The organism is Acinetobacter sp. PK01 (genome assembly GCF_022819285.1).
GTDB lineage: Bacteria > Pseudomonadota > Gammaproteobacteria > Pseudomonadales > Moraxellaceae > Acinetobacter > Acinetobacter tandoii.
Map to the genome: position 1 here is coordinate 902934 of NZ_CP094643.1, position 21766 is coordinate 924699.

Genomic DNA, 21766 nt, shown 5'->3' on the forward strand with positions numbered 1-21766 from the left:
GTTCAACAAAGCCAGTTTAGTCTAAACAACTTCTTTGAAATAAAATCCACAAAAGCCCTGATTTTGGGAGAAAGATGACGGTTTGACGGCCATAATGCCCAGAACTGAACGAGTTCCCGTTCGGCATTATTCAATACAATTTGAAGCTTTCCCTCGTCGAAAGCTTTATGCACCAAGAAATCAGGCATGTAAGCAATCCCGTGCCCATCAATCGTAGCAGTCAATACAGCCTCCATGTTGTTAAACGTTAAGATGGTATTTAACCGTAGTTGTGACCAGAGGGGATCGGCTGACATCGTCCATGCCATGAGCTTCCCAGTATTTGGAAAGCGATAACGTATGCAGTCATGCTGTTCCAATTCAACAGGTGTGCGTGGGATGCCCCTATGTGCCAGATATGCAGGCGCTGCACACAATACGTGGCGACACGTTCCTAGCCGCTGCGACATCAGTTTAGAATCTGGCAGATCTCCACTACGTATGACGATATCAAAACCTTCCTTGATGACATCGACAAGTTGGTCATTAAAATCAATGTCTAGCTCAATTTCTGGATAAAGTCGGCGAAATTCAGGTAGCTCAGGAAGTAAGAAGTGGTAACCGATAGTCGGCAAGCTTAATCGTAGCTTACCGCGTGGTGTCTGAATGGCATGCGACAGCATGGCCTGTGCTTCGTCGAGATCGTCCAAGATTGATCGACAACGCTGATAGAACATCTCACCTTCAGCAGTCAAATTAACTTTGCGCGTGCTGCGCTGAAACAATCGTACTCCCATTGTTTGTTCAAGCTTAGCAATACTTTTACCCACAGCAGATGCTGAAACACCGAGTGCGCGGGCAGCGCCGACAAAGCTGAGTGCTTCAGCTGTTTTTACGAAGTAGACAATTCCATTAAAGTTATCCATGAAATACCCGATTAATTATAGAATTTTATTCCATTATAAGTGGAATTATATCGTATTTATCTAATATTAAGTCGAATTTATACTCATCATAGCAATCCATTCACTGAATCCATCCTTTTCAAAATAGGTATTTCCATGACAAATGCGACTTTCACCACTGACCGCAGCAAAGTGCTCATTCTGGTTTCGATCTGCCTTGCTGCGGTAGTCCTGCCATTGAGCTTTACCGGAGGAGTAGTTGCAACGCCTATGATTGGCCATACTTTGGGCGGTAGTGCCACAGCCCTTACATGGATCACCAACGCTTTTATGTTAAGTTTTGGCAGTCTGTTAATGGCCGCTGGGGCCTTGGCCGATAAATTTGGTCGGAAACGGATGTTTATTCTGGGTATGGCATTATTCATTATTACTTCGCTGGTTTTAAGCGTGTGCTCGACTGTAGCATGGCTTGATGTATTACGTGCCATACAGGGAGCCGCTGCAGCGGCATCGCTGTCTGGTGGTTCATCTGCGCTGGCACAGGAGTTCGAGGGACATGCGCGTACACGCGCTTTCAGTATGCTGGGCACAAGCTTTGGGGTAGGCCTTGCTTTCGGTCCTCTAATGGCCGGTGCATTGATTGATATATTTGGTTGGCCGTCAATTTTCTTTGCAATTGCAGGCATTGGTACTGTGGCACTGATTTTGGGAATGTCACAAATGCGTGAAACACGCGATCCCGATGCGACAGAATTCGACTGGTTAGGGATGCTGACCTTTACAGGGGCCTTGACGCTTTTCACATTTAGTGTCATTGAGGTGCCTGAAAGTGGCTGGATGAGTCCAAAGGTGATGACTTTATTGATTGCCTCATTGGTTTTGTCGGTCATCTTTATTTTAATTGAACTACGGGTGACGAAACCAATGCTTGATCTCAGTTTGTTTCGTTATCCACGTTTTATAGGCGTGCAGATGCTGCCTATCGGAACTTGTTATTGCTATATCGTGTTGATTGTACTATTACCGCTGCGCTTTATTGGCGTTGGTGGCTATTCTGAAATCGAAGCAGGTCAGTTGATGCTGGCTTTATCGGCACCATTGCTCGTGATCCCCATGCTGGTTGCTTCGTTGACACGCTGGATTTCAGCCAGTGTTCTGTGCGGAATTGGTTTTTTAATCGCTGCCATTGGGCTTTATTTGCTTGGCTTGATCAACGATGGTCACTCTGGGTATGCCGTCATCATTGCAATGTTACTTATTGGGATTGGCGCTGGTATGCCGTGGGGACTCATGGACGAGCTTGCAATCAGTGTCGTGCCTATAGAAAGGGCAGGGATGGCGACTGGTATTTTTAATACCACGCGAGTTGCGAGCGAGGGTATTGCGCTGGCCATTACCATAGCTTTGCTGTCGACTTTCGCTAGCATGAGGCTACAGTTTTTATTATCAAATAGTGCGAGCTCTGTTACAGCTTTGCGAATCACGGAAGCGTCACAGCATATTGCTGTAGGCGATCTCTCTTCTGCATCTGTAATGTTGCCGGAGATGAGTCATAACCTTCTTCTTTCGAGTTATACCAATGCGTTCCAGAGTCTGACTCATGTTTTGATCGTCATTACTCTCTTGTCTGCTGTTATTGCCTTCTTCTTCCTGAATCGCACATCGCATACGAATTGCGGTTATTCAGACAATGAGCATATTGAATCAAAGTCAGACACGATATGACGGTAATTCCATTGATTAGTCAGTCTTTGGATATATCGGTATGAGATACAGTAATAGTGTAAATAGCTGAGCAAAAGTGCTTCTTTTTGCAGAATTAAGCAGACCTCATACCCAAGTTATCACTTAAATTTGAGTGACTTAGAAATGTTCTATCTTTAAAGGCTTTATGCAACAAAGCCATTTTGTACAGATTGAGGATAATGAAATTGGTTTGGATGAAGTACAAACACCTCTGATTTTCCAAAGATTTTATAGGGTGAATCAGAACAGTGTCATTATTGACAGTAGCCTCGGCTTATCGATTGTTAAGCAAATTGTCGATTTATATCACGGAAAAGTTGAGTTACGTCGGACAAATGTTGTTGGTGGCCAAATGGTTAGGATTGAATTTAACCATCAGAAGTAAATAATGGCACTATTTAAAGGGCTGAGGAGTAATTTTAAAAATTATAGATTGGGTTAGGCGATGACTTACCACATGATGAACGTTATGCGTATGCTACAGAGTTTCTAGATGTTGTAAAAGGATATTGGAATAATCCTTCATTTCACTATAAAGGAAAGTACTATTTGGTAGAAGGCGGTGGTTTAAAATATCCACTTAAAGCAAGCCTTCCCATTATTTGCACAGCAGGTTCTTCGGAAGCTGCTCGCGAGTTTGGAGCAAAACATGCCGACTATTATTTAATGCGAGCTGAAAAACCAGCAGAAATTGCCGCATTTATTGCAGACGTACGTAGTCGTGCAAAAAAATATGGTCGTGAAAATATAAAATTTGGTCTATCGATCGATACCATTGCTCGCCGTACTGAACAAGAAGCATTGGCTGAAGCACAGCGCTTTCTTGATGAAGCTGCTGAAAAGCAACGTTTACACGCGGCGGCAGCCCATGCGGGTTTACGCTCAGCGCGGGTATTAAGCTTTGAAAAAGAGTATGCCGAAAAAGATGGCAGTAAAAATGTCAGTGACTTTTTTATCCATCCAAATGTTTGGTCTGGATTTGGATATATTGGTGTGCCACCCGTTGTTGCTTTGGTAGGCAGCTACCAACAGATTATTGAGCGTATTGAAGAATACAATAGTATTGGCATAGAGTTATTCTTTCTTGCTGGCTATCCACATCTTGAAGAGTCATACCGTCTTGGTGAACACGTTCTTCCATACTTTAAAAAGCAACGTCAGGGATTGCAACGTATTCCAGAAGAGTCAAACTATCGTATTGCCTAGAATCGAACTCAATCATATAAAACCAAATTTATTTTTAAGCATGATGAACAATCAAAGGCGCGTTGAGGTATTTATAATTTGAAAAAAATTTGCGCTATGAACATTGAAACAGTAACAGGGTCAGTATGATTTGTGGTACGAATTTAGAAAAAAGAGAGGCGTGAAGCCTCTCTTTTAAGCCACTGCTGCAATTGAATGAGTAGGAACATTTTCTTTTAAAAATTCGAGCTGTAATGCAATGTTCTTTTCAAAAACATCACCTTCGCAGAATTCAAAATGGTTTCTGTTCAGCATGAAGTATTGAGCATTCGGCATTTTCTGCACAGCTTTACGAATCAATGCTTCGGGAATAATACTATCGCGCTGTCCTGAAATTACCAAAGTAGACATCGTCAATTTATGCACAAAACGAGTTGGATTGTAATTTGCAACTTCTAAGAAAATACGTGCACGGGTTTTGTTTTCCCAATTGGCATTCTCTGGGATTTGAGATAGATATCCGTCCCACGCCTCGGGAGCCGTCATAGCAGCAATATCGTTTTCACGACCAATAATCGGACGATAAACTGGTTTATTAACCAAGCCACCAAATAGATCCATGAATCCTGCTAGGCTTAGTTTTGCCAGCTTAGAAAATGGCACACCTTTTAAACTTGATCGGCCATCGACATGGGGAGCTTGTAAAATAACGGCTTTCACTTGACCATCAGCGGCAGCAGTTTGAATCGCATGTCCGCCAGAAAATGAATAGCCCCACAGAATTACTTGTTGGGTATCCACTGTGGTCAGTGTTCTGATAAAGTCTAATGCCGCTTTCCAGTCTTCTAAATGACGTTTTGGACTGACCCAATGACGTGGGTGGCCTTCACTTTCGCCAAAACCTCGATAATCAAAAGAAAATACAGCATAGCCTTGTGCAACAAAGCGTTCAGCAAATTGGGGGAGCCCCACTTCTTTAATCAGACCAAAGCCTTGCGCCATGATAATCACGGGGGCTTTACGATTACATTCAGGTAACTGGAGTGTGCCCGTGCAACGTGTGCCTTGACTGATAAAATTGAGTTGTGAAGTTTTCATCATTATTTTCCATTTTTTGTTGTTCACACTAGATTCATATGAAGAATCTCCATATGAATCTATGATCAATGATGGCTTAAGCTACTTTTGATTTAGCCTTCGCTTTAGGCTGTTGCGCAGCGCTAGTCCAAACCAGATGCTGGCTTTCGATTGGCAAGTTATACATCGCTTCATCTTTTTCGAAGTTATGGCTTACAAACCACTCGGTAGATTTACCTTGGCGCGGCAAGACCCAATCTCCACGTTGTACATAACCTGATCGCATACCGTGAACAATACTGTTGCTTGTTTTTTCATTTGCAGGTGCAACAGGTTTGACTGCCGTCATTTGACGAATATCGAGCTCATTGATTAAACGACAAATATAGTCGCTGGATAAATCAATTTTTAAGGTCCACGGTGCATTGGTATAACCAAATAAGTAAGCAAAATTCGGGACATCTTCAATTAATGTACCTTTGTAGCTCATTTTCTCATTAGGTTTGATCTGCTCTTGATCTACAAAAAGTTGAATACCACCAAACAACTGTAATTCAAGACCTGTTGCTGTCACAATGATGTCTGCTTCTAGGGTTTTACCAGATTTGAGCAAAATACCATTTTCAGTGAAACGTTCAATTTGATCGGTCACAACAGATGCTTTGCCGTCACGAATCACGTCAAATAAATCGTTGTCTGGAATGGCACAGAGACGCTCATCCCAAGGCATATATTCTGGTGTAAAGTGGGACATATCATATTGATCACCCAAGGCTTTTTGAACATTTGAAAGCAAGAATGAACGCATTTGTTTCGGGAAGCGACGACAGACTTTATAAATACTGCGCTGCATAAAAATATTACGCTTACGGAAAATTTTATACACCAGTTTTTCAGACAGGACTTTTCGACAAGCATCGACCAGTTTGTCAGTATTTGGCACATTAATGACATAGCTTGGTGAGCGCTGTAACATGGTGATATGTGCAGTATCATTGGCCATTGCAGGAATTAAAGTCACCGCTGTCGCACCGCTACCAATCACCACGACTCGCTTATTGCTATAGTCTAAATTTTCAGGCCAGTGCTGTGGATGAACGATTTGGCCTTTAAAGTTTTCAACACCTTCAAACTTAGGCGTATAACCTTGGTCATGGTTGTAGTAACCCGTTGCAGCAATGAGATAATTACAGTTGAATTGGCAACTTTCTCCCGTTGTTTCATTAACCGTTTCTACCGTCCATTTATTGGTTTGGGTTGAAAAATTAGCAGAGATAATTTTGATGCCGTAACGAATTTTTTGATCAATCTTAAATTTCTGAGCTGTTTCTTGCAAATACTGCTTAATCGACTCACCCGCAGCAAGCACTTTATCGCTATTCCACGGACTGAATTTATAGCCAAAGCTAATCACGTCTGAGTCTGAGCGAATGCCTGGATAGCGAAACAGATCCCACGTTCCACCTAGTGCTTGTCGGCGCTCTAATATTGTGAATGATTTATTGGGGTTCTGTTGTAAAAGTTGGCATCCCATGCCAATTCCACCTAAACCTGCTCCGATGATGACTACATCATATTCCATTTGCATTTTGCGGCTCCTTGTCGCTTTTGTTTTTTTCCTTCTTTAATACTAGCGGTTGATCAAATTTAAACTTGACTTTAGGAGACAGATATTTAACTCTAGAAGACATGACAATTATGGTACATGCCAGTGGGATTCGTGGTTATCTTGAGGTCATGCAAGATCTGAATTTTGACCCAGAACCGCTACTCGCACAGCACAATATTACGCTGGATCAACTCAAACAGGATGATGCTTGGCTATGCCAAAGAAGCGTCATAAATTTGTTTGAGCAAACTGCAGCAATTGCGCAATGTCCAGATTTGGGGCTACGTGTTTCGCGCCATCAGGACATCAGTGTTTTAGGGGTTTTAGGGATTATTCTCCAAAGCGCATCGTCTATACGTGGTGTGATTGAATACACTTCAGATTTTATGTTTTTGCATGGTCCAGGTTTGGTGATGTCACTAAACCAACCTAGTCCACTTTTTGAAGATGCCGCAGAAGTTATATTTGAAATTCAAATCAATGGCTATGCACCCCAGCGGCAAACGATTGATAACTGTTTGGGGACTACCCATCGTATTTTAAAATGGCTTGCTGCTGAAAACTATGAATTAAAGGCCGTTTCCTTACCACATAAACCTATTGCTGCAATTAGTGAATATCAACGTTTTTTTGGTGCGCCTATTTTGGTTAATCAAGAAAGAGCAGCATTACATTTACATAGACGAACCCTTGAAAGTCAGCCACACAGCAGTAACCCTGCCTTACGGGAAATCGCACAAGATTATATTACTCGGCACTTTCGAAATCCTGCTGAAATGGTCAGTTCTAGTGTACGCAAAGCTTTAAGAATTCATTTAGCCACACCGCGTGCAGATAAAATTCGCATCGCAGCTATGTTGGGCTTACATCCACGTACTCTACAGCGTAAGCTTGCCAGTGAAGGGACAAGTTTTGATGAGATTAAGGACGAAATTCGCAAAGAGCTTGCCTTACAGTATTTGTGGGAAACAAAAATTCCGATGAGCCAGTTGGCCAATATCTTAGGATTTTCTGAACAATCTGCTTTAAGTCGTGCCACTAAACGCTGGTTTGGTCGTTCTCCTAAAGAAGTCCGTAATGCTAAAGGGCAACTGAGTATTTAAAATAATGAACTTGAATTGTGTCTAGATAAAATTCAAGTTCGGTGCTGAATGGTTTTAAGATAGATTTTTGTTGCTGGCAGTGAGGATAAAATCTGGGCGGTTTAGGTTAGCCTATAAAAATTATTTTATATCATATACAAAGCACTGTTGTATCATCAGTCCAAATCTGAGCAAAATGAAGTAACAGGAATGCTCCATGGTTGTAATAAAGTAATCTAAAAACATAAAAAACACAGAATCCAACCCAATAAAGTTAGGTTTAATGGGATCTTACTTTATTTAGAGAGATAGGCTTAGTTATTTCCTCAATCGCGATTGATTCAAAGATGCAGATCATCCAGCATCATTGAAATCTGTTCAATCAAGAGATCAAGTGCTTGAATGATGGTTTCATTCATTTCAAAAGAGCAATTGATACGAATGTGGTTATGCTTTTTATTCTTGCGATAAAAAAGAATACTTGGGGAAATACCAATATCTTTTTGAATCATTTTTTCATAAATGCTGCTGCTGTCTACTTCTTCAGGTAGTGTTACCCACAGAAAATAGCCCGATGGATAATAATGAATAGTACAATTTTCGGGTAAGTTCTTGCTGAGATATTGATAATATTGATTTTTAAGCTTTTTAAAGGTTGTACGAAGACCTTTTAAATGTTTTTCATAATGACGATGTGAGAGATAATCGACTAAAGCATTTTGAATGAAAGAGTTGACAGAGATGGTACTCATTAATTGTAGATGTTGTATATGTTCAGAAAATTTTCCCGCATAAACCCAACCAACACGGAAACCTGCTCCCAAAGTTTTGGAAAAAGAAGAGCAGTGCAAGACCAAGTTTTGTTGATCATAATACTTCATGGATAGCGGTCGTTTTTGATCATAATAAAGCTCTTCATAGACATCATCTTCAATCAAATAAATTTCATGCTGGTGTAACAGTTTAGCCAATTCGAATTTAATCTCATCACTGACTGTAAATCCAATCGGATTATGGCTGTTCAGCATCAATAGACAGACTTTAATTGGATAGCTTGTAATGGCTTTCTTAAAGGCCTCCAAATCCAATCCATGTTCTGGGTGTTCTGGAATGGTAATGACCTTTAAGCCCAGATTTTCAGCAACTTGCCAAGCTCCATAGAAAATAGTTTCTTGCAGAAGAATATAATCACCTGCTTGAGTCATGGCTCTTAAAGACAGATTTAAAGCATCTAGACCACCTGAGGTAATCACAATGTCAGAGGGATCGGTGGGAATGCCTTGCATACAATAGCGTTGAGCAATTAGTTTTCTGAGCTCGTAGTTTCCAGGTGGTAAACTCGGCATCTGCTCATAACCAACACGGTATTTTGCCTGTTGTGCTAAAGTCTGCATTAGTTTTGGAGAATAAAGCAGTTGGCTATCGGGAAAAGCACTTCCTAAGGGAATGATTTTTTCAGATTGAATGGATTTTAAATAACGAAATACCAGTGAGTTAATCTCAATTTTTTCATTCACAATGACTCTTTTTGCGAGTGCAGTTTGTAAGGGATTCTCTGTAACAAAGTAACCTAATTTTTCTTTTGAATAGATCAGCCCTTGTGCTTCCAGTTCCTGATAGGCGTTCATTACTGTAATTAAGCTAAACCCAGAAATTTCGACTTGTTGTCTTAAAGAAGGAAGTTTCTCATCTGTTTTCCAAGTCCCTGTTTCAATAAGATGTTTGAGGCTTAAGGCGAGTTGTTCTGATTTATACATAAGGACATGCTCATATGAGAAGGGGATAGCCATGATTGCATGGCTATCCGAGGTTTTATCAAAGATGCTTTTAATAAGCCAAGCTGAGTAGCAGTCTAAAAATTCCTGCAATTAAGCCTAGGGATAGGAAACCAAAACACCATAATAAGATGAACCATGTTGTAGGATTCAAACGATTTTGCATTTTTTTCATCAGGGTCACCTTGCTTAATGATAGCCTTCATCACCAATACGCACTTTGTCACGGAACACCCAGTAGGATAAAAAGGTATAAACCAGAATAATCGGAATTAGAATGACAGCACCTACCAGTGCAAATTTCATACTTGATTCAGGAGCAGCAGCTTGCCAGATGGAAATAGTTGGTGGAATGATGTTGGGCCATAAACTAATTACAAAACCCGTAAAGGCTAAAAATACCAGACCCAGCGTTAAAACAAAGGGTTGAGCATCTTTTTGCTGTGCACATGCTTTCAAAATAAGCCCAGAACAGATCAGTACCAACACCGGTACAGGGCTGAAATAGAACAGATTTGGTAAGCTAAACCAGCGCTGTGCAATTTCAGGATGGCTGATGGGTGTGTAGATACTGACTGCACCAAAGACAATTAATAAGGTAATAATTAGCTTAGGCATCAGCCTATACATTTTTGCTTGTAAATCTGCCTCGGTTTTCATGATGAGCCATGCGCAGCCTAATGCGCTATACATGATAACTACACCCAAGCCCACAAACAAAGAGAATGGAGTCAGCCAGTCGAGTGTGCCACCGCTATAAATGCCATTTTGTGTTTCAATTCCTTGAATATAAGCTCCCAGAATAACTCCTTGGAAGAAGCTAGAAAAGAATGAACCCCAAATAAATGCTTGATCCCATAGCGGCTTGCTACGGTGGGCCTTAAAGCGGAATTCGAAAGCCACGCCTCGGAAAATTAAAGCCACTACCATAAAAATGATCGGTAAATACAAGGCAGATAACACGGTGGAATAGACTAGCGGAAAGGCAGCAAATAAACCTGCACCACCCAAGACCATCCAAGTTTCGTTGCCATCCCAGACAGGGGCAACGGTGTTCATCATCACGTCGCGTTCTTGATGCCCTTGAATAAATGGAAACAGTATGCCTATGCCCAGATCAAAGCCATCCATAACCACGTAAATCAATACACCTAAGCCAATGATACCGACCCAGACTAATGCAAGATCAATCATGATGCTGCTCCTTATTTTCAGGTGTTTGGCTTGCTGAACCATCAATTGTTTCATCAACAGCACTCAATGGTCGCATTGGCGTTTTAAAGTGCCCAGGACCTGCAAGTTGCTGATCAACACTGTCTATATGTAAAGGACCTACCTTGATTAATTTCAGCATGTAATAGATGCCTGTGCCGAAAACGACGGTATAGACCAGTACAAAAATAATCAGACTAAGACCCACTTGTTCTGCAGTCACGGTATGTGATAATCCATGCTGAGTACGAATTACTCCATAGACCACCCAAGGCTGTCTGCCGACTTCCGTGGTGACCCAACCTGCGAGCAAGGCGATATAACCTGTGGGTCCCATAACGGTAGCAAACTTATGAAACCAGCGGCTTTCATATAATCGGTCTTGTTTACGTAACCATAAAGCAGTCAGTGACATCAACACCATGAGCATGCCGAGTCCCACCATCACGCGGAAACTCCAGAACACGATTGGAACAGGTGGACGATCTTCAGGGGCAAAGTCTTTTAAGCCAGTGACTTTGCCATCCATAGAATGGGTTAAAATTAAGCTACCTAAGTTTGGGATGCCTAGTTCAAAGGCATTACGTTCATTCTCCATATTGGGTAAAGCGAATAACAGTAACGGCATACCATGATCATGGTTGGTTTCCCAGTGACCCTCAATTGCAGCCAATTTAGTCGGTTGATGCTCAAGGGTATTCAGACCATGCTGATCCCCAATCACCACTTGCAGGCATGAAGTTACGAGTACCATCCAAAGTCCCATAGAGAAGGATTTCTTGACTAACTCATCGCGACGACCTTTGAATAAATGCCAAGCAGCTGTACCAACAACCAATAATGAAGATACAAGGAAAGCTGCGGTTGCCATATGGGCAAAGCGATAGGGGAAGGATGGGTTAAACACAATTGCCCACCAGTCAGATGGAACAATAATACCATTTTCAATGGCAAAGCCTTGTGGGGTCTGCATCCAACTGTTGGACGATAAAATCCAGAACATAGAAATACAGGTACCAATGGCGACCATCAAGGTAGCAAAAAAATGTGCCTTAGGACCAACACGCCCCCAACCGAACAGCATGATGCCGAGAAAGCCAGCTTCAAGGAAAAAGGCGCTTAGCACTTCATAAGTCAGCAATGGACCAGTGACTGAACCAGCAATTCGAGAAAATTCACTCCAGTTGGTACCGAACTGATACGCCATGACTATGCCTGATACGACCCCCATGGCAAAGGCGACGGCAAAGATCTTAATCCAGTATTTGAACAGATCTTTATAAATTGGGTTTTGGGTGCGCAGCCATTTCCATTCCAGCAGTGCTAGAAAGCAGGCCAAGCCAATCGAAGTAGCGGGAAAAATGATGTGAAATGAAACTGTAAAGGCAAATTGAATTCGTGCGAGTTCAAGTGCGGTTAAACCGAGGCTCATAGGACCTCCCATTTTAGACATGGGTTTCTGAGATTTTTTAAATCAACACTATTTATTTTAGTGTTATAAAAAATTATAGATCGTTTCATCAAAACTACCTACTTTGAATAATTATCAAGATTTTGCAGGACACAGAATTCAAGATGTAGGTACAAAAATATGTTATATAAAATATAACAGAGAAAGTAGATAAAAATACTCTGTTATATTTATACAGCACAATTCTGTAGCTACTGCTGATTTGAAAAAGAATCAAAATAACAAATATGAATCAATCTGGATGGTGATGAAATGTTTGTTACAGAAAGTCTGAATAAAATTCCTGAGATAGTTGAACAGGGAGCTTTTTCAGCGAAGTTGAAAAAGAAGCTGACACAGAAATTCGTGAATTTAGAAGCAACACTACTCCGAGCAAAAGTCTTGCGCGAGCTTTCCAAGGCGAAAGCAAACTATATTGTACAGTCGGCAATTCAGCATGAACAATCTAGTTTGGCTTACTTATTTGCGCCATTTATTCTAGGGAATTTAAATCAAACCACTATCTACCATAGCCAAGCGACCGCGTCTGTACTGAATCTATTAAGCCGTTACTATCAGGCAGAGAAAAAACCGCACCTAAAAATTGATGATGTGCTGCAAGCTTTAAATATCTATTTGGATCTGCATGACAATGACCTAGATGATATTGAGTTTTTTTATTATGCCTTGCTAAACGCCTTGTGCAGAGCTGATGTGACTCAAATTTTTTTAATCACCCATTTAAATGTTGATATGCAAAAAATTGCTGCAATTGCGAAGTTTTTTAAGATCAAAATCTATTGTATTCAGACTAATCCATTAGACAAGATGATGGACAGTGCTGAATTAAATATGCGTAAGTTATTGTTTAAACATAAAGATCAAAGCTATATCGAATTGTGTGAAAAGTTATCCAAACTCAATGCGCAGTTACTCAGTGTGAATGGAAGTTACAACCAAGAACAAGCCACGCAATTGGTCGAAGACATGTTCTATGCAGAGCATGTTTATGAAAAGTTATCTGTTTATGCTGAATATATGCAGACCTGTCTACAGAATGCTGTCTCTAATCATCCTGTAACTTTTTCAGCTTGATCCATTCCATTCTCATCAAAAATGCATTTATTTCATATTTATCGCATAAATAGATAGGTAGCCCAGATGTTTCTATATACAGATTTTGACCAGAATTTATTGAATGAACGTGTTGCACAATTTCGTAATCAAACCCAGCGTTATTTAGAGGGAAAACTGACCGAAGAAGAATATAGACCATTACGGTTGCAAAATGGTCTATATATTCAGCGTTATGCACCGATGTTACGTTTAGCTGTGCCTTATGGCTTAATGAATGCAAAGCAATTGCGTAAGGTAGCTGAGGTTGCACAGAAGTATGATCGTGGTTATGCACATATTTCAACCCGTCAAAATATTCAACTGAATTGGCCGCAGCTGGAAGATGTACCTGATATTTTGCAGGAACTGGCTACGGTACACATGCACTCCATTCAAACGAGTGGGAACTGTATTCGAAACACCACTACAGATCAGTATGCAGGTGTTGTTGAAGGGGAATTGACCGATCCGCGTCCAACCTGTGAACTGATTCGCCAATGGAGTACCTTCCATCCTGAATTTTCATTCTTGCCACGTAAATTTAAAATCGCAGTTTGTGCACACCCAGAAGAGGATCGAGCTGCAACAACATTCCATGATGTTGGGGTGTATATTGTAAAAAATGAAACAGGGGAAATTGGCTATCAAATTAAAGTAGGTGGTGGTTTGGGTCGCACACCTTTAGCTGGGCATGTGATCAAGCACTTTTTAGCGCGTGAAGACTTAATTGCTTATTTAGATGCCATCATGCGCGTATATAATTTACATGGTCGTCGCGATAATAAATATAAAGCACGCATCAAAATTCTCGTTAAAGCATTAACTCCTGAGGGCTTTGCTGAAAAAGTTGAAGCAGAATTTGCCTATACTCAGACTCAACTCAAAGTTCAACAAAGTGTTTTAGAGCAAATGGATGTCGTATTTCAGCCATTTACGTATGAAAACTTAGAACAGTATGATTTTGAAGCTTTATTCAAGCAATATCCGAAATTTAAACACTGGTTCAATATCAATACTCATCCTCATAAAGTGGCAGGCTATCGTATAGTCACAATTAGTTTAAAAAGGGCTGGTGTAGCCCCTGGAGATATGACTTCCGATGAAATGCGTTTAATTGCAGATTTAGCTGATCAATATACTTTTGGTGAACTCCGCACGACACATGAGCAAAATATAGCTTTAACTGATGTGCGACAAAAAGATTTATTTGAACTGTGGCAAGTTTTGGATCGTGCCAATCTAGCCCGTGCACATATTGGTTTTCTGACCGACATGATTTGCTGCCCCGGTGGTGACTTTTGTTCATTGGCGAATGCGAAATCTATTCCTGTTTATGAAGCGATTGCTCGTCGTTTTGATGATCTAGACACTATATATAATTTAGGCAAGGTTGATCTGAACATTTCTGGCTGTATGAATGCGTGTGGGCATCACCATGTCGGCAATATTGGCATTTTAGGTGTCGATAAAAAAGGTGCTGAATATTATCAAATTACTTTAGGAGGTAACTCCGACCATGACGCATCTGTTGGCGATATTTTAGGACCGTCATTTCCAGCAGAAGATATTCCTGATGTGCTCGAAGAAATTCTGAATACTTATTTGGATTTGCGTTTAGCGCATGAATCTTTTTTAGAAACCTACCAACGTGTCTCGATTCAGCCATTTAAAGAACGGGCTTATGCGGACATAGGCTGATGTTGGATATCTTAACTCTGCCCAGCAGGCTAAAAAGCTCAAGCTACCAAATTATCATCATTTTGGCGGTTTGGAGCTGTGCTTATGTATTGCAAAGGCTACTGAGCTTGCCTCTGGCATCTGGTGTGTTGGGCTTTTTCCTGTTGTTGTTCTTGCTTGAGATGAAGTGGTTGAAATTAGCTCAGGTTGAACATGGTGCCGACTTTTTACTTGGCGAGCTGTTACTGTTTTTTATTCCACCTGTGGTCGGTGTGATTCAGTATCAGGACTTATTGATTATCAGTGGTTGGAAAATACTGTTGGTGATTTTGATCAGCACAACTCTGGTCATGATGGCTTCTGTATATGCGGTGCGGATGTTCTTAAAGCGTGAAGATCTAAAACAGGAAGGTCAGTATGACTGAGTTCTGGGGGATTTTTTACTTAGTTTGGACCGTAGTGTGTTATTTCATAGCAAAGCAGTTCTTTGTTCGAACACAAAAAATCTATTTATCGCCAATTATTGTCGTCCCTATTTTGAGCATCGTGCTGATTTTTATGTTACGGCATCAGTTCCAAGACTATTACCGCTATACCCAGTATTTGGTCGCGATGCTTGGTCCCATCACAGTGGCTTTTGCGATTCCTGTATTTCGCTATCGCAGCATGATTCAGCAACATTTTAAAGTACTCATGTTGACTTCTAGCCTTGCTATGTTGGTGGGTATTTTCAGTAGCTGGTTTTTGGCCAGTCTGATGAATTTCGATGACATTGTCAAAAATAGTTTATTGGCACGTTCCATTTCAATTCCCTTTGCTTTTGTGCTGACTGAAAAAGTTGGCGGTTCAATTAGCTTAATTCCGCTCTTTACCGTGATTACAGGTTTGGTCGGCATGTTGTTGGGAGATGCTCTGCTGCTATGGATACGGTTCAAGAACAAGATTGCTTCAGGGGCAGCATTCGGCAATGCCGCACATGCCATGGGGATTGCCCGTGCAAGACAACGGCATGAATTAGAAGGTGTGATTGCCAGCCTTTCCATGATTATTTCAGGAATCATCATGGTGCTATTTGCTCCTACAGTGATCGCACTGACGAAACACATCCTTGGCGCTATATCATTTTAAATCAAAATAAGGAATCGCAAATGAATCCTATGTCACATGTAAAGATAACTTTAAGCTCTAAAAGTTATGTTGCTGCTTTTCTCTTTATTTTGCTCATGGTGGCGGCAGCTTATGGCTTGCATGACCGAGAAATTATATTACCTGAAATAGTCGCGATGGCTGTTGGGTTATGGGTTTATCGAGATAAACAGTGGTTGAATCAACCCGATAAAATTTTTATTTTGCCTAGTTTGACGGCAGTAATTGGCTTTTGCATTAATCTAATGCCAGTTTCGTACCTGTTTAAACTGGTTTTGGTGCTATGTGCCATGCTGCTGGTCATGTGGACGTTTAATTATATCTTACCACCCGCACTGGCCACGGGTTTCTTGCCGATTGTAACCCAAGCTGATGAACTATCATTTTTGATTTCCATCTTGGTCACCAGTTTTATCCTGATGTTGGGTGTTGTGTTATTTAAACTGAACCAAGGGTTGGAACGGAAAGGGAACTTTGATCGAAGAAAGATAGGGGTGTATGCCAGTATTACATTAATGGGTTTTGCACTCGCTGCGATATTCAAGGTCGAAGCGATGGCACTCATTCCTCCAATTACGGTGGTGGTGTATGAGTCTCTGAATATGATGATGTATTCGTTGAAAATGTATCTTATGCAGGTTGCTCTATTGACACTGTCTATCTCTATAGCCGTTGCGATGCTGTTCTTGATTCAAGATTGGATGCTGCTCACTTTCATTTATATGCCCTTAATGTTTGTTTTGCTCAAGTTGTTTGATATGCGGATTCCTGCGGTGTATGCCTTTCCATTTTTGGTCTTTGTCTTTCCACAAGACAGTGTGATGCACTTACCAGTTGCTTCATGTTTGATGGTGAGTTTTTCACTCGGATGCGTTTATCTCTATCGAACTTATTTTCAACATATTGCTATTGAGAAATCGTATTCATAGTTTTATGGTGATGTAGCCATCGAAGGCTTTTCATCATGATTGCATACTTGAATTGTAGGAAAAACTGGAAAAGTCATGGTTAAACGTGATGAAAACTAGGATGCTGCCTATGCTTAGATGGAATGTCGTTTAATGTTCTTAAATGTCACTGGCCTAAACCTTATAAATGGGTCGTTGAAGAAGATTCAAAATGCATTCCAATCTATCTGTATTTGGTTTAAAGAAATGGATTGGTTTGGAATATGCTCATGGATAGTTTATCTGAATTTTCTTGGCAAAATATAAAATATAATTTTTACAGTACAGGTGCACTACCTGAGCTGGTGGAGCGGGATTCACCGATTTTACAAGCATGGGAAAGTGCTAAAAAATCAGGCTTAAGTCCTTTTTCTAAACTGACGTCTTTATATGATTTTCCTGTCGACCACCTTTCTAAAGAAGATATGAAATTCGCGGAATTGGCAGAAGTGGTTTTAAATGACATTTGGCAGTTATTTGGACAGCAGGATGTCAGTGTTTTCTTAATTAATCAGCAGTTGAAGATTATTGCAGAACGACACAACCCAAACTTAGATGAACAATATCATTTTTTACGGACAGGTCGGGTGATAGATCCTTCTATCTTTGGTGCGATTGCTCCTACATGTAGTGTTCTGTCGAAACAGCCGATGATCATGACTGGACATCAGCATTATTTAGATGAGTTTGCCAATTATTCTTGCGCCGCAGTCCCCGTGTTTAATGGGGCAGGAGCGGTTTTGGGTGCTTTGGATATCACTTCACCGCGAGGGCTTTTAGCAAGCAATTGGCTCAGACATTTGCTTTATCAAAGTTATATTTTAGAAAATAAAGTGATTCTTGCTGAAATCAAACCAAATCAGCACATACTTTATTTTCAGCACTCCAAAGATTTACTCGAAAATGCCTATACAGGCATGATCGTACTGGATGAGCAGCATAGAGTTATTAAAGCCAACCAAATGGCATTGAAATTACTCAATGGTTCCATTGAGCAGGTCTTGGATCAAACGATTTATAATTTCTTTGTTATTGAGCATTTGACTCAGGTTGACACCAATAATGCCTTTTTTATTCAAAGTCATGACCATGCTTTTTTCTACGCACAATTTCATCAGTTCAATGTAAATGTTCCTAGTCCAGCCAGAGCCATTACTGCACTTCATTCGCTTGATCAGGCACTGAAAGCCTTAAAGGCAGATATTCCAGTGCTGATTACAGGAGAAACAGGGACAGGAAAAGACCACTTTGCACAGCAATTACATCAAAAGCTCGATGCTGATTTACCTTTTATTTCCATTAACTGTGGTGCGATACCTGATCATTTATTGGAGGCAGAACTGTTTGGTTATGAGGGCGGTGCTTTTACAGGGGCGAAAAAACAGGGTGAAAAAGGTCTCATTGAGTTGGCGGATCAAGGAATTCTATTTCTCGATGAAATTGGTGATTTGCCCTTACATTTGCAAGTCAAAATTTTACGCGTCTTGCAAGACCAACGGTTTTATCGGGTTGGGGGACGCAAACCGATTAAATCAGCATTTAAGTTATTATGCGCAACCCATCAAGACTTAAAAATGAAAATTGAACAGCAGACATTCCGTAGCGATTTATATTATCGGATCTGTGGCTTTCAAGTGCATCTGGAGCCTTTACGTTTACGTCAGGATAAGCAGGCTATTTTCCATAAAATTCTGCATCAATTCGGCATATCACAATGGTCAGCCAAGGTTGAGCAGCAGTTTCAGACTTATACATGGTCGGGGAATATTCGTGAGCTCATTCACATTGTAAGGTTATCGGTGGCGTTTAATGAGGGCGATGTTCTGACACGACTTTATTTGCCTGAGTCCTCAGTCAGTCTTCAAACAATGAATCAGCCTATGCTAGCAGCGAAAAACCAACATTTAAATGCAATGACCAAACACATGGTCATGCAGGTATTAGATGAAGAGAATGGCAATATTGCACGCACAGCAAAGCGCTTAAATATTTCGAGAACGACGGTGTATAAATATATCAGCAGTTAGGTTCTTTTGTATTTAGCTTAAAATGAAGTGTTTATTGAATGACATAAATAGATGTTTGTGCAGCATTGTGTAGGAACTATTCATCCCGCTGTTTTTTTTTAAGATACTTAATATCAAAGGACTGTTCAGGAACTGAACAGTCCTTTTTTAATGTGTCAATATGATGGACATGGTAAATCCTTGTCTAACTTTAAGATATTGATTTTAAATAATTAAAAACTTGGCATGCAAACTGCAATTATTCTCTGACTCATATTTGATTAATCGCTAGATTGAACTGATTAGCACATCGGCTATGGATGGAATGTCCATAAAAATTTTCAGTCTTCGGAATGAGTAAATAAGGACAAATTAAAGAAAAGGGAACAGGTTATGCATTTTGCGAATAAAAATGCGGGATTACTCATATTGGGTGCATTGCTTACTCAACAGAGTTACGCCATTGATGTCAATGTCGGAGATTATACAACCCTCCCAAGAGGAACCAATGTTGGTGTCTTTTACTATCAACATAGTGAAATGGATGGCTATTATCAAAGGGATGATAAAACCGATGCCGACTCCCGTTCAGATATTGGGATTGCACGCTTCATTCATTACACTGACATCGCTGGATTACGGGCAACACCTCAGGTGGTCATTCCATTTGGTTCAGTGCGAAATACTCAAATTGGCGATGTGCATTTAAATCATGCATCTGGTTTTGCAGACCTGATTATTGCTTCTGCATTTTGGTTGATTAATCAACCTGAACAAGGAGCTTCAGGACGTTATCTTGCCCTTACACCGTTTATTTATTTGCCACTGGGCCAGTATGACAAATATGACGCCGTGAATCTGGGAGAAAACCGCTTTAAATACGATGTGCAGTTGGCTTGGGTACAACCGCTCTCTGGCAAATGGGGTTTCGAATTTTATCAAGATGCCATCTGGTATGGGGATAATGATGAAGCGGGCAAGGGTAATCAGACCTTGTCTCAAGACACCAGTTATCAAACACAGGTCAATTTACGTTATGACTTGAATGCCAAGCAACGCCTGGCATTCGGTTATGCAGCAAACTATGGTGGCGAGCAATTTTTGGATGGCATCAGACTCAATCAGAACATGGAAAAGCAGCAAGTACGATTTGAGTTTCAACACATGATGAATGCCAAAACTCAATTGAGTGCACAGCTAGCTTCAGATACTCAAGTTGAAAGCGGCTTCAAGAAAGAACTAGGACTAAACTTTCGGCTTTTTTACATTTTCTAATTCAAAACATGTGTGATGACAACACATCCATTGCTTTAATTTTGCCACGATGAAAGTGAAATGATGTATGGGTTGTTCAAGACAATTTTAACGAGGTCATTATGTCGATATTAACAAAAGAGATTTGGGATAAAAAACTGTTCAATGGCTTATGGCAGTCAGCCCCGCAGTTATACAAGGTTGTTGAAGTGGCAACTGGTCAAGAGCTGGGCGAGATTGGCTATGCTGCTGCTCAAGATGTGGTAAATGCAGCCAAACAAGGTAAATCAGCACAACAGGCATGGTGGGCATTGAGTTATCAAGAGCGCCAAGCAGTCTTTGAACGTGCAGCAGCTTTGCTCACAGAGCACCAAGCCGATTTGATTGATTGGCTAGTTAAAGAAAGCGGCTCTTTACAGCTTAAAGCAGGTTTTGAAGTGAGTATCGCCATTCAGGTACTTAAGCATTGTATCGGATTGCCTGCTATGGATCAGGGCACAGTCTTGCCAACTCAAAATGGAAAACTCAGTATTGCAAAACGCGTACCGCTTGGTGTGGTCGGGGTCATTTCACCGTTTAATTTTCCACTGTATTTGGCTTTACGTGCTGTAGCACCAGCTTTAGCATTAGGCAATGCAGTCGTGCTTAAACCTGATGAACGTACAGCCGTGTGTAGTGGTTATGCCATAGCACGTATTTTTGAGCTAGCAGGTCTCCCGAAGGGGTTATTGCATGTATTACCAGGCGGTGCAGAGGTCGGGGAAGCACTGACACTGGATAAAAATATTGCCAGTATTCAATTTACTGGATCAACGAATGTCGGGCGTATAGTCGGTGCCAATGCTGCAAAAACTTTGAAGAAAGTCTCTTTGGAGTTAGGCGGTAAAAACTCACTGATCATTTTGGACGATGCTGATATTGAATTGGCTGCTGAAAATATCGCATGGGGAGCATTTTTGCATTCAGGTCAGATTTGTATGACTTCTGGCAAAATTCTGATCCATCAGAAAATTTATGCACAAGTCAAACAACGTGTGATCGAAAAAGTCAAAAAATTTGTAGTTGGTAATCCGTGTGAAAGTCATGTCACCATTGGCCCTCTGATTAATGCTAAACAAGCGCAACGTGTCGAACAACTGGTGAATGTCGCAGTTGCGGAAGGCGCAACATTAGAAGTGGGTGGGCGTGCTGATGGCGTATTTTTTGAACCAACTGTGCTTTCGAATGTAACTTCAAATAATCCAATTTTCAGTGAAGAAATTTTTGGACCTGTGGCTGTACTAATTCCTTTTACTACTGATGAACAGGCAATTGAACTTGCTAACGATGGAGACTTTGGGCTTTCAGCAGGTGTGATTAGTTCAAATGTTGGACGTGCGATGCAGCTTGGTACACAACTTAAAGTCGGTTTACTACACATCAATGACCAAACTGTAAATGATGAAACGGTCAACCCATTTGGTGGTTTTGGTGCATCAGGAAATGGGACGCGTATTGGCGGTCCTGCCAATGCGGATGAGTTTACCCAGTGGCAATGGATGACCGTACAGGCGCAAGCACCACATTATCCTTTTTAATCAGTTAAATTATTTATTACAGG

General features: G+C 40.9%; 18 protein-coding genes and 1 pseudogene. 12 read left to right on the forward strand and 7 right to left on the reverse strand.

All coding sequences use genetic code 11. From position 1 onward, the window contains the following. Positions 1 to 2: 2 nt before the first annotated feature. Positions 3 to 905 carry a LysR family transcriptional regulator gene (locus tag MP622_RS04335; protein ID WP_243792699.1) on the reverse strand — a complete coding sequence of 301 codons (903 nt, stop codon included), beginning with the start codon at positions 903 to 905 and terminating at the stop codon, positions 3 to 5. 135 nt (positions 906 to 1040) lie between these two features. Between MP622_RS04335 and MP622_RS04340 the strand changes: the two genes are divergently transcribed. The 3 genes and pseudogenes from MP622_RS04340 to MP622_RS04350 form a co-directional block, all read left to right on the forward strand. Beyond that, positions 1041 to 2609: an MFS transporter gene (locus tag MP622_RS04340; RefSeq protein ID WP_243792700.1), complete on the forward strand. Its 1569-nt coding sequence runs from the start codon at positions 1041 to 1043 to the stop codon at positions 2607 to 2609. 166 nt (positions 2610 to 2775) lie between these two features. Then, positions 2776 to 3015, forward strand: a complete 240-nt coding sequence (locus MP622_RS04345) for a sensor histidine kinase (protein WP_044737976.1) — start codon at positions 2776 to 2778, stop codon at positions 3013 to 3015. 53 nt (positions 3016 to 3068) lie between these two features. Next, a pseudogene (locus MP622_RS04350) lies at positions 3069 to 3836 on the forward strand (LLM class flavin-dependent oxidoreductase); the annotation flags it as partial. 174 nt (positions 3837 to 4010) lie between these two features. Here the strand turns inward: MP622_RS04350 and MP622_RS04355 are convergent. After that, a complete protein-coding gene (locus MP622_RS04355) occupies positions 4011 to 4913 on the reverse strand; it encodes an alpha/beta fold hydrolase (RefSeq protein ID WP_243792701.1) in 903 nt (300 codons plus the stop codon). 76 nt (positions 4914 to 4989) lie between these two features. Then, positions 4990 to 6480 (reverse strand): NAD(P)/FAD-dependent oxidoreductase, encoded by a 1491-nt coding sequence (locus MP622_RS04360; RefSeq protein ID WP_151503970.1) that lies wholly within the window; start codon positions 6478 to 6480, stop codon positions 4990 to 4992. Between the two features lie 101 nt (positions 6481 to 6581). On the opposite strand from MP622_RS04360, the gene MP622_RS04365 reads away from it, so the two are divergent. Beyond that, the gene (locus tag MP622_RS04365) at positions 6582 to 7604 is read left to right on the forward strand and encodes an AraC family transcriptional regulator (protein WP_044737980.1); all 1023 of its coding nucleotides are present in this window, start codon (positions 6582 to 6584) and stop codon (positions 7602 to 7604) included. A gap of 320 nt (positions 7605 to 7924) precedes the next feature. On the opposite strand, the gene MP622_RS04370 is transcribed toward MP622_RS04365, so the two are convergent. From MP622_RS04370 to MP622_RS04385, 4 genes are all read right to left on the reverse strand, one after another. Then, a complete protein-coding gene (locus MP622_RS04370; RefSeq protein ID WP_243792702.1) occupies positions 7925 to 9340 on the reverse strand; it encodes a PLP-dependent aminotransferase family protein in 1416 nt (471 codons plus the stop codon). 70 nt (positions 9341 to 9410) lie between these two features. Further along, positions 9411 to 9533, reverse strand: coding sequence for a DUF2474 family protein (locus MP622_RS04375; RefSeq protein ID WP_104441935.1), 123 nt, complete (start codon positions 9531 to 9533; stop codon positions 9411 to 9413). A 14-nt stretch (positions 9534 to 9547) separates the two neighbouring features. Then, on the reverse strand, positions 9548 to 10552 hold the full coding sequence (cydB, locus tag MP622_RS04380; protein ID WP_044737982.1) for a cytochrome d ubiquinol oxidase subunit II: 1005 nt from the start codon (positions 10550 to 10552) through the stop codon (positions 9548 to 9550). Further along, complete coding sequence (locus MP622_RS04385) at positions 10545 to 12002, reverse strand: cytochrome ubiquinol oxidase subunit I (protein ID WP_243792703.1); 1458 nt, start codon at positions 12000 to 12002, stop codon at positions 10545 to 10547. The genes cydB and MP622_RS04385 overlap by 8 nt, the downstream gene beginning before the upstream one ends. Positions 12003 to 12293: 291 nt before the next feature. Here MP622_RS04385 and MP622_RS04390 point away from each other — a divergent pair, with 291 nt between their 5' ends. The 8 genes from MP622_RS04390 to MP622_RS04425 all read left to right on the forward strand — a co-directional run bounded on the left by MP622_RS04390 (position 12294) and on the right by MP622_RS04425 (position 21743). Further along, positions 12294 to 13115 (forward strand): hypothetical protein, encoded by an 822-nt coding sequence (locus tag MP622_RS04390; RefSeq protein WP_243792704.1) that lies wholly within the window; start codon positions 12294 to 12296, stop codon positions 13113 to 13115. Between the two features lie 66 nt (positions 13116 to 13181). Continuing rightward, on the forward strand, positions 13182 to 14834 hold the full coding sequence (locus MP622_RS04395; RefSeq protein ID WP_104441937.1) for a nitrite/sulfite reductase: 1653 nt from the start codon (positions 13182 to 13184) through the stop codon (positions 14832 to 14834). Beyond that, positions 14834 to 15238: a CidA/LrgA family protein gene (locus MP622_RS04400; RefSeq protein WP_104441938.1), complete on the forward strand. Its 405-nt coding sequence runs from the start codon at positions 14834 to 14836 to the stop codon at positions 15236 to 15238. Before MP622_RS04395 ends, MP622_RS04400 begins: the two co-directional genes overlap by 1 nt. Beyond that, positions 15231 to 15941 carry an LrgB family protein gene (locus MP622_RS04405; RefSeq protein ID WP_243792705.1) on the forward strand — a complete coding sequence of 237 codons (711 nt, stop codon included), beginning with the start codon at positions 15231 to 15233 and terminating at the stop codon, positions 15939 to 15941. The genes MP622_RS04400 and MP622_RS04405 overlap by 8 nt, the downstream gene beginning before the upstream one ends. Before the next feature lie 20 nt (positions 15942 to 15961). After that, positions 15962 to 16888: a hypothetical protein gene (locus MP622_RS04410; protein WP_243792706.1), complete on the forward strand. Its 927-nt coding sequence runs from the start codon at positions 15962 to 15964 to the stop codon at positions 16886 to 16888. Positions 16889 to 17136: 248 nt separating this feature from the next. Continuing rightward, a complete protein-coding gene (locus MP622_RS04415) occupies positions 17137 to 18933 on the forward strand; it encodes a sigma 54-interacting transcriptional regulator (protein ID WP_243792707.1) in 1797 nt (598 codons plus the stop codon). Positions 18934 to 19305: 372 nt separating this feature from the next. Next, on the forward strand, positions 19306 to 20187 hold the full coding sequence (locus tag MP622_RS04420; protein WP_243792708.1) for a transporter: 882 nt from the start codon (positions 19306 to 19308) through the stop codon (positions 20185 to 20187). A gap of 101 nt (positions 20188 to 20288) precedes the next feature. After that, on the forward strand, positions 20289 to 21743 hold the full coding sequence (locus MP622_RS04425) for a benzaldehyde dehydrogenase (RefSeq protein ID WP_243792709.1): 1455 nt from the start codon (positions 20289 to 20291) through the stop codon (positions 21741 to 21743). Positions 21744 to 21766 lie beyond the last annotated feature (23 nt).

Excerpts from the sequence above, each read along its gene's own strand:
- MP622_RS04335 (WP_243792699.1), bottom strand. The coding sequence starts at position 905 with ATGGATAACTTTAATGGAATTGTCTACTTCGTAAAAACAGCTGAAGCA.
- MP622_RS04340 (WP_243792700.1), top strand. The coding sequence starts at position 1,041 with ATGACAAATGCGACTTTCACCACTGACCGCAGCAAAGTGCTCATTCTG.
- MP622_RS04345 (WP_044737976.1), top strand. The coding sequence starts at position 2,776 with ATGCAACAAAGCCATTTTGTACAGATTGAGGATAATGAAATTGGTTTG.
- MP622_RS04355 (WP_243792701.1), bottom strand. The coding sequence starts at position 4,913 with ATGAAAACTTCACAACTCAATTTTATCAGTCAAGGCACACGTTGCACG.
- MP622_RS04360 (WP_151503970.1), bottom strand. The coding sequence starts at position 6,480 with ATGCAAATGGAATATGATGTAGTCATCATCGGAGCAGGTTTAGGTGGA.
- MP622_RS04365 (WP_044737980.1), top strand. The coding sequence starts at position 6,582 with ATGACAATTATGGTACATGCCAGTGGGATTCGTGGTTATCTTGAGGTC.
- MP622_RS04370 (WP_243792702.1), bottom strand. The coding sequence starts at position 9,340 with ATGTATAAATCAGAACAACTCGCCTTAAGCCTCAAACATCTTATTGAA.
- MP622_RS04375 (WP_104441935.1), bottom strand. The coding sequence starts at position 9,533 with ATGAAAAAAATGCAAAATCGTTTGAATCCTACAACATGGTTCATCTTA.
- cydB (WP_044737982.1), bottom strand. The coding sequence starts at position 10,552 with ATGATTGATCTTGCATTAGTCTGGGTCGGTATCATTGGCTTAGGTGTA.
- MP622_RS04385 (WP_243792703.1), bottom strand. The coding sequence starts at position 12,002 with ATGAGCCTCGGTTTAACCGCACTTGAACTCGCACGAATTCAATTTGCC.
- MP622_RS04390 (WP_243792704.1), top strand. The coding sequence starts at position 12,294 with ATGTTTGTTACAGAAAGTCTGAATAAAATTCCTGAGATAGTTGAACAG.
- MP622_RS04395 (WP_104441937.1), top strand. The coding sequence starts at position 13,182 with ATGTTTCTATATACAGATTTTGACCAGAATTTATTGAATGAACGTGTT.
- MP622_RS04400 (WP_104441938.1), top strand. The coding sequence starts at position 14,834 with ATGTTGGATATCTTAACTCTGCCCAGCAGGCTAAAAAGCTCAAGCTAC.
- MP622_RS04405 (WP_243792705.1), top strand. The coding sequence starts at position 15,231 with ATGACTGAGTTCTGGGGGATTTTTTACTTAGTTTGGACCGTAGTGTGT.
- MP622_RS04410 (WP_243792706.1), top strand. The coding sequence starts at position 15,962 with ATGAATCCTATGTCACATGTAAAGATAACTTTAAGCTCTAAAAGTTAT.
- MP622_RS04415 (WP_243792707.1), top strand. The coding sequence starts at position 17,137 with ATGGATAGTTTATCTGAATTTTCTTGGCAAAATATAAAATATAATTTT.
- MP622_RS04420 (WP_243792708.1), top strand. The coding sequence starts at position 19,306 with ATGCATTTTGCGAATAAAAATGCGGGATTACTCATATTGGGTGCATTG.
- MP622_RS04425 (WP_243792709.1), top strand. The coding sequence starts at position 20,289 with ATGTCGATATTAACAAAAGAGATTTGGGATAAAAAACTGTTCAATGGC.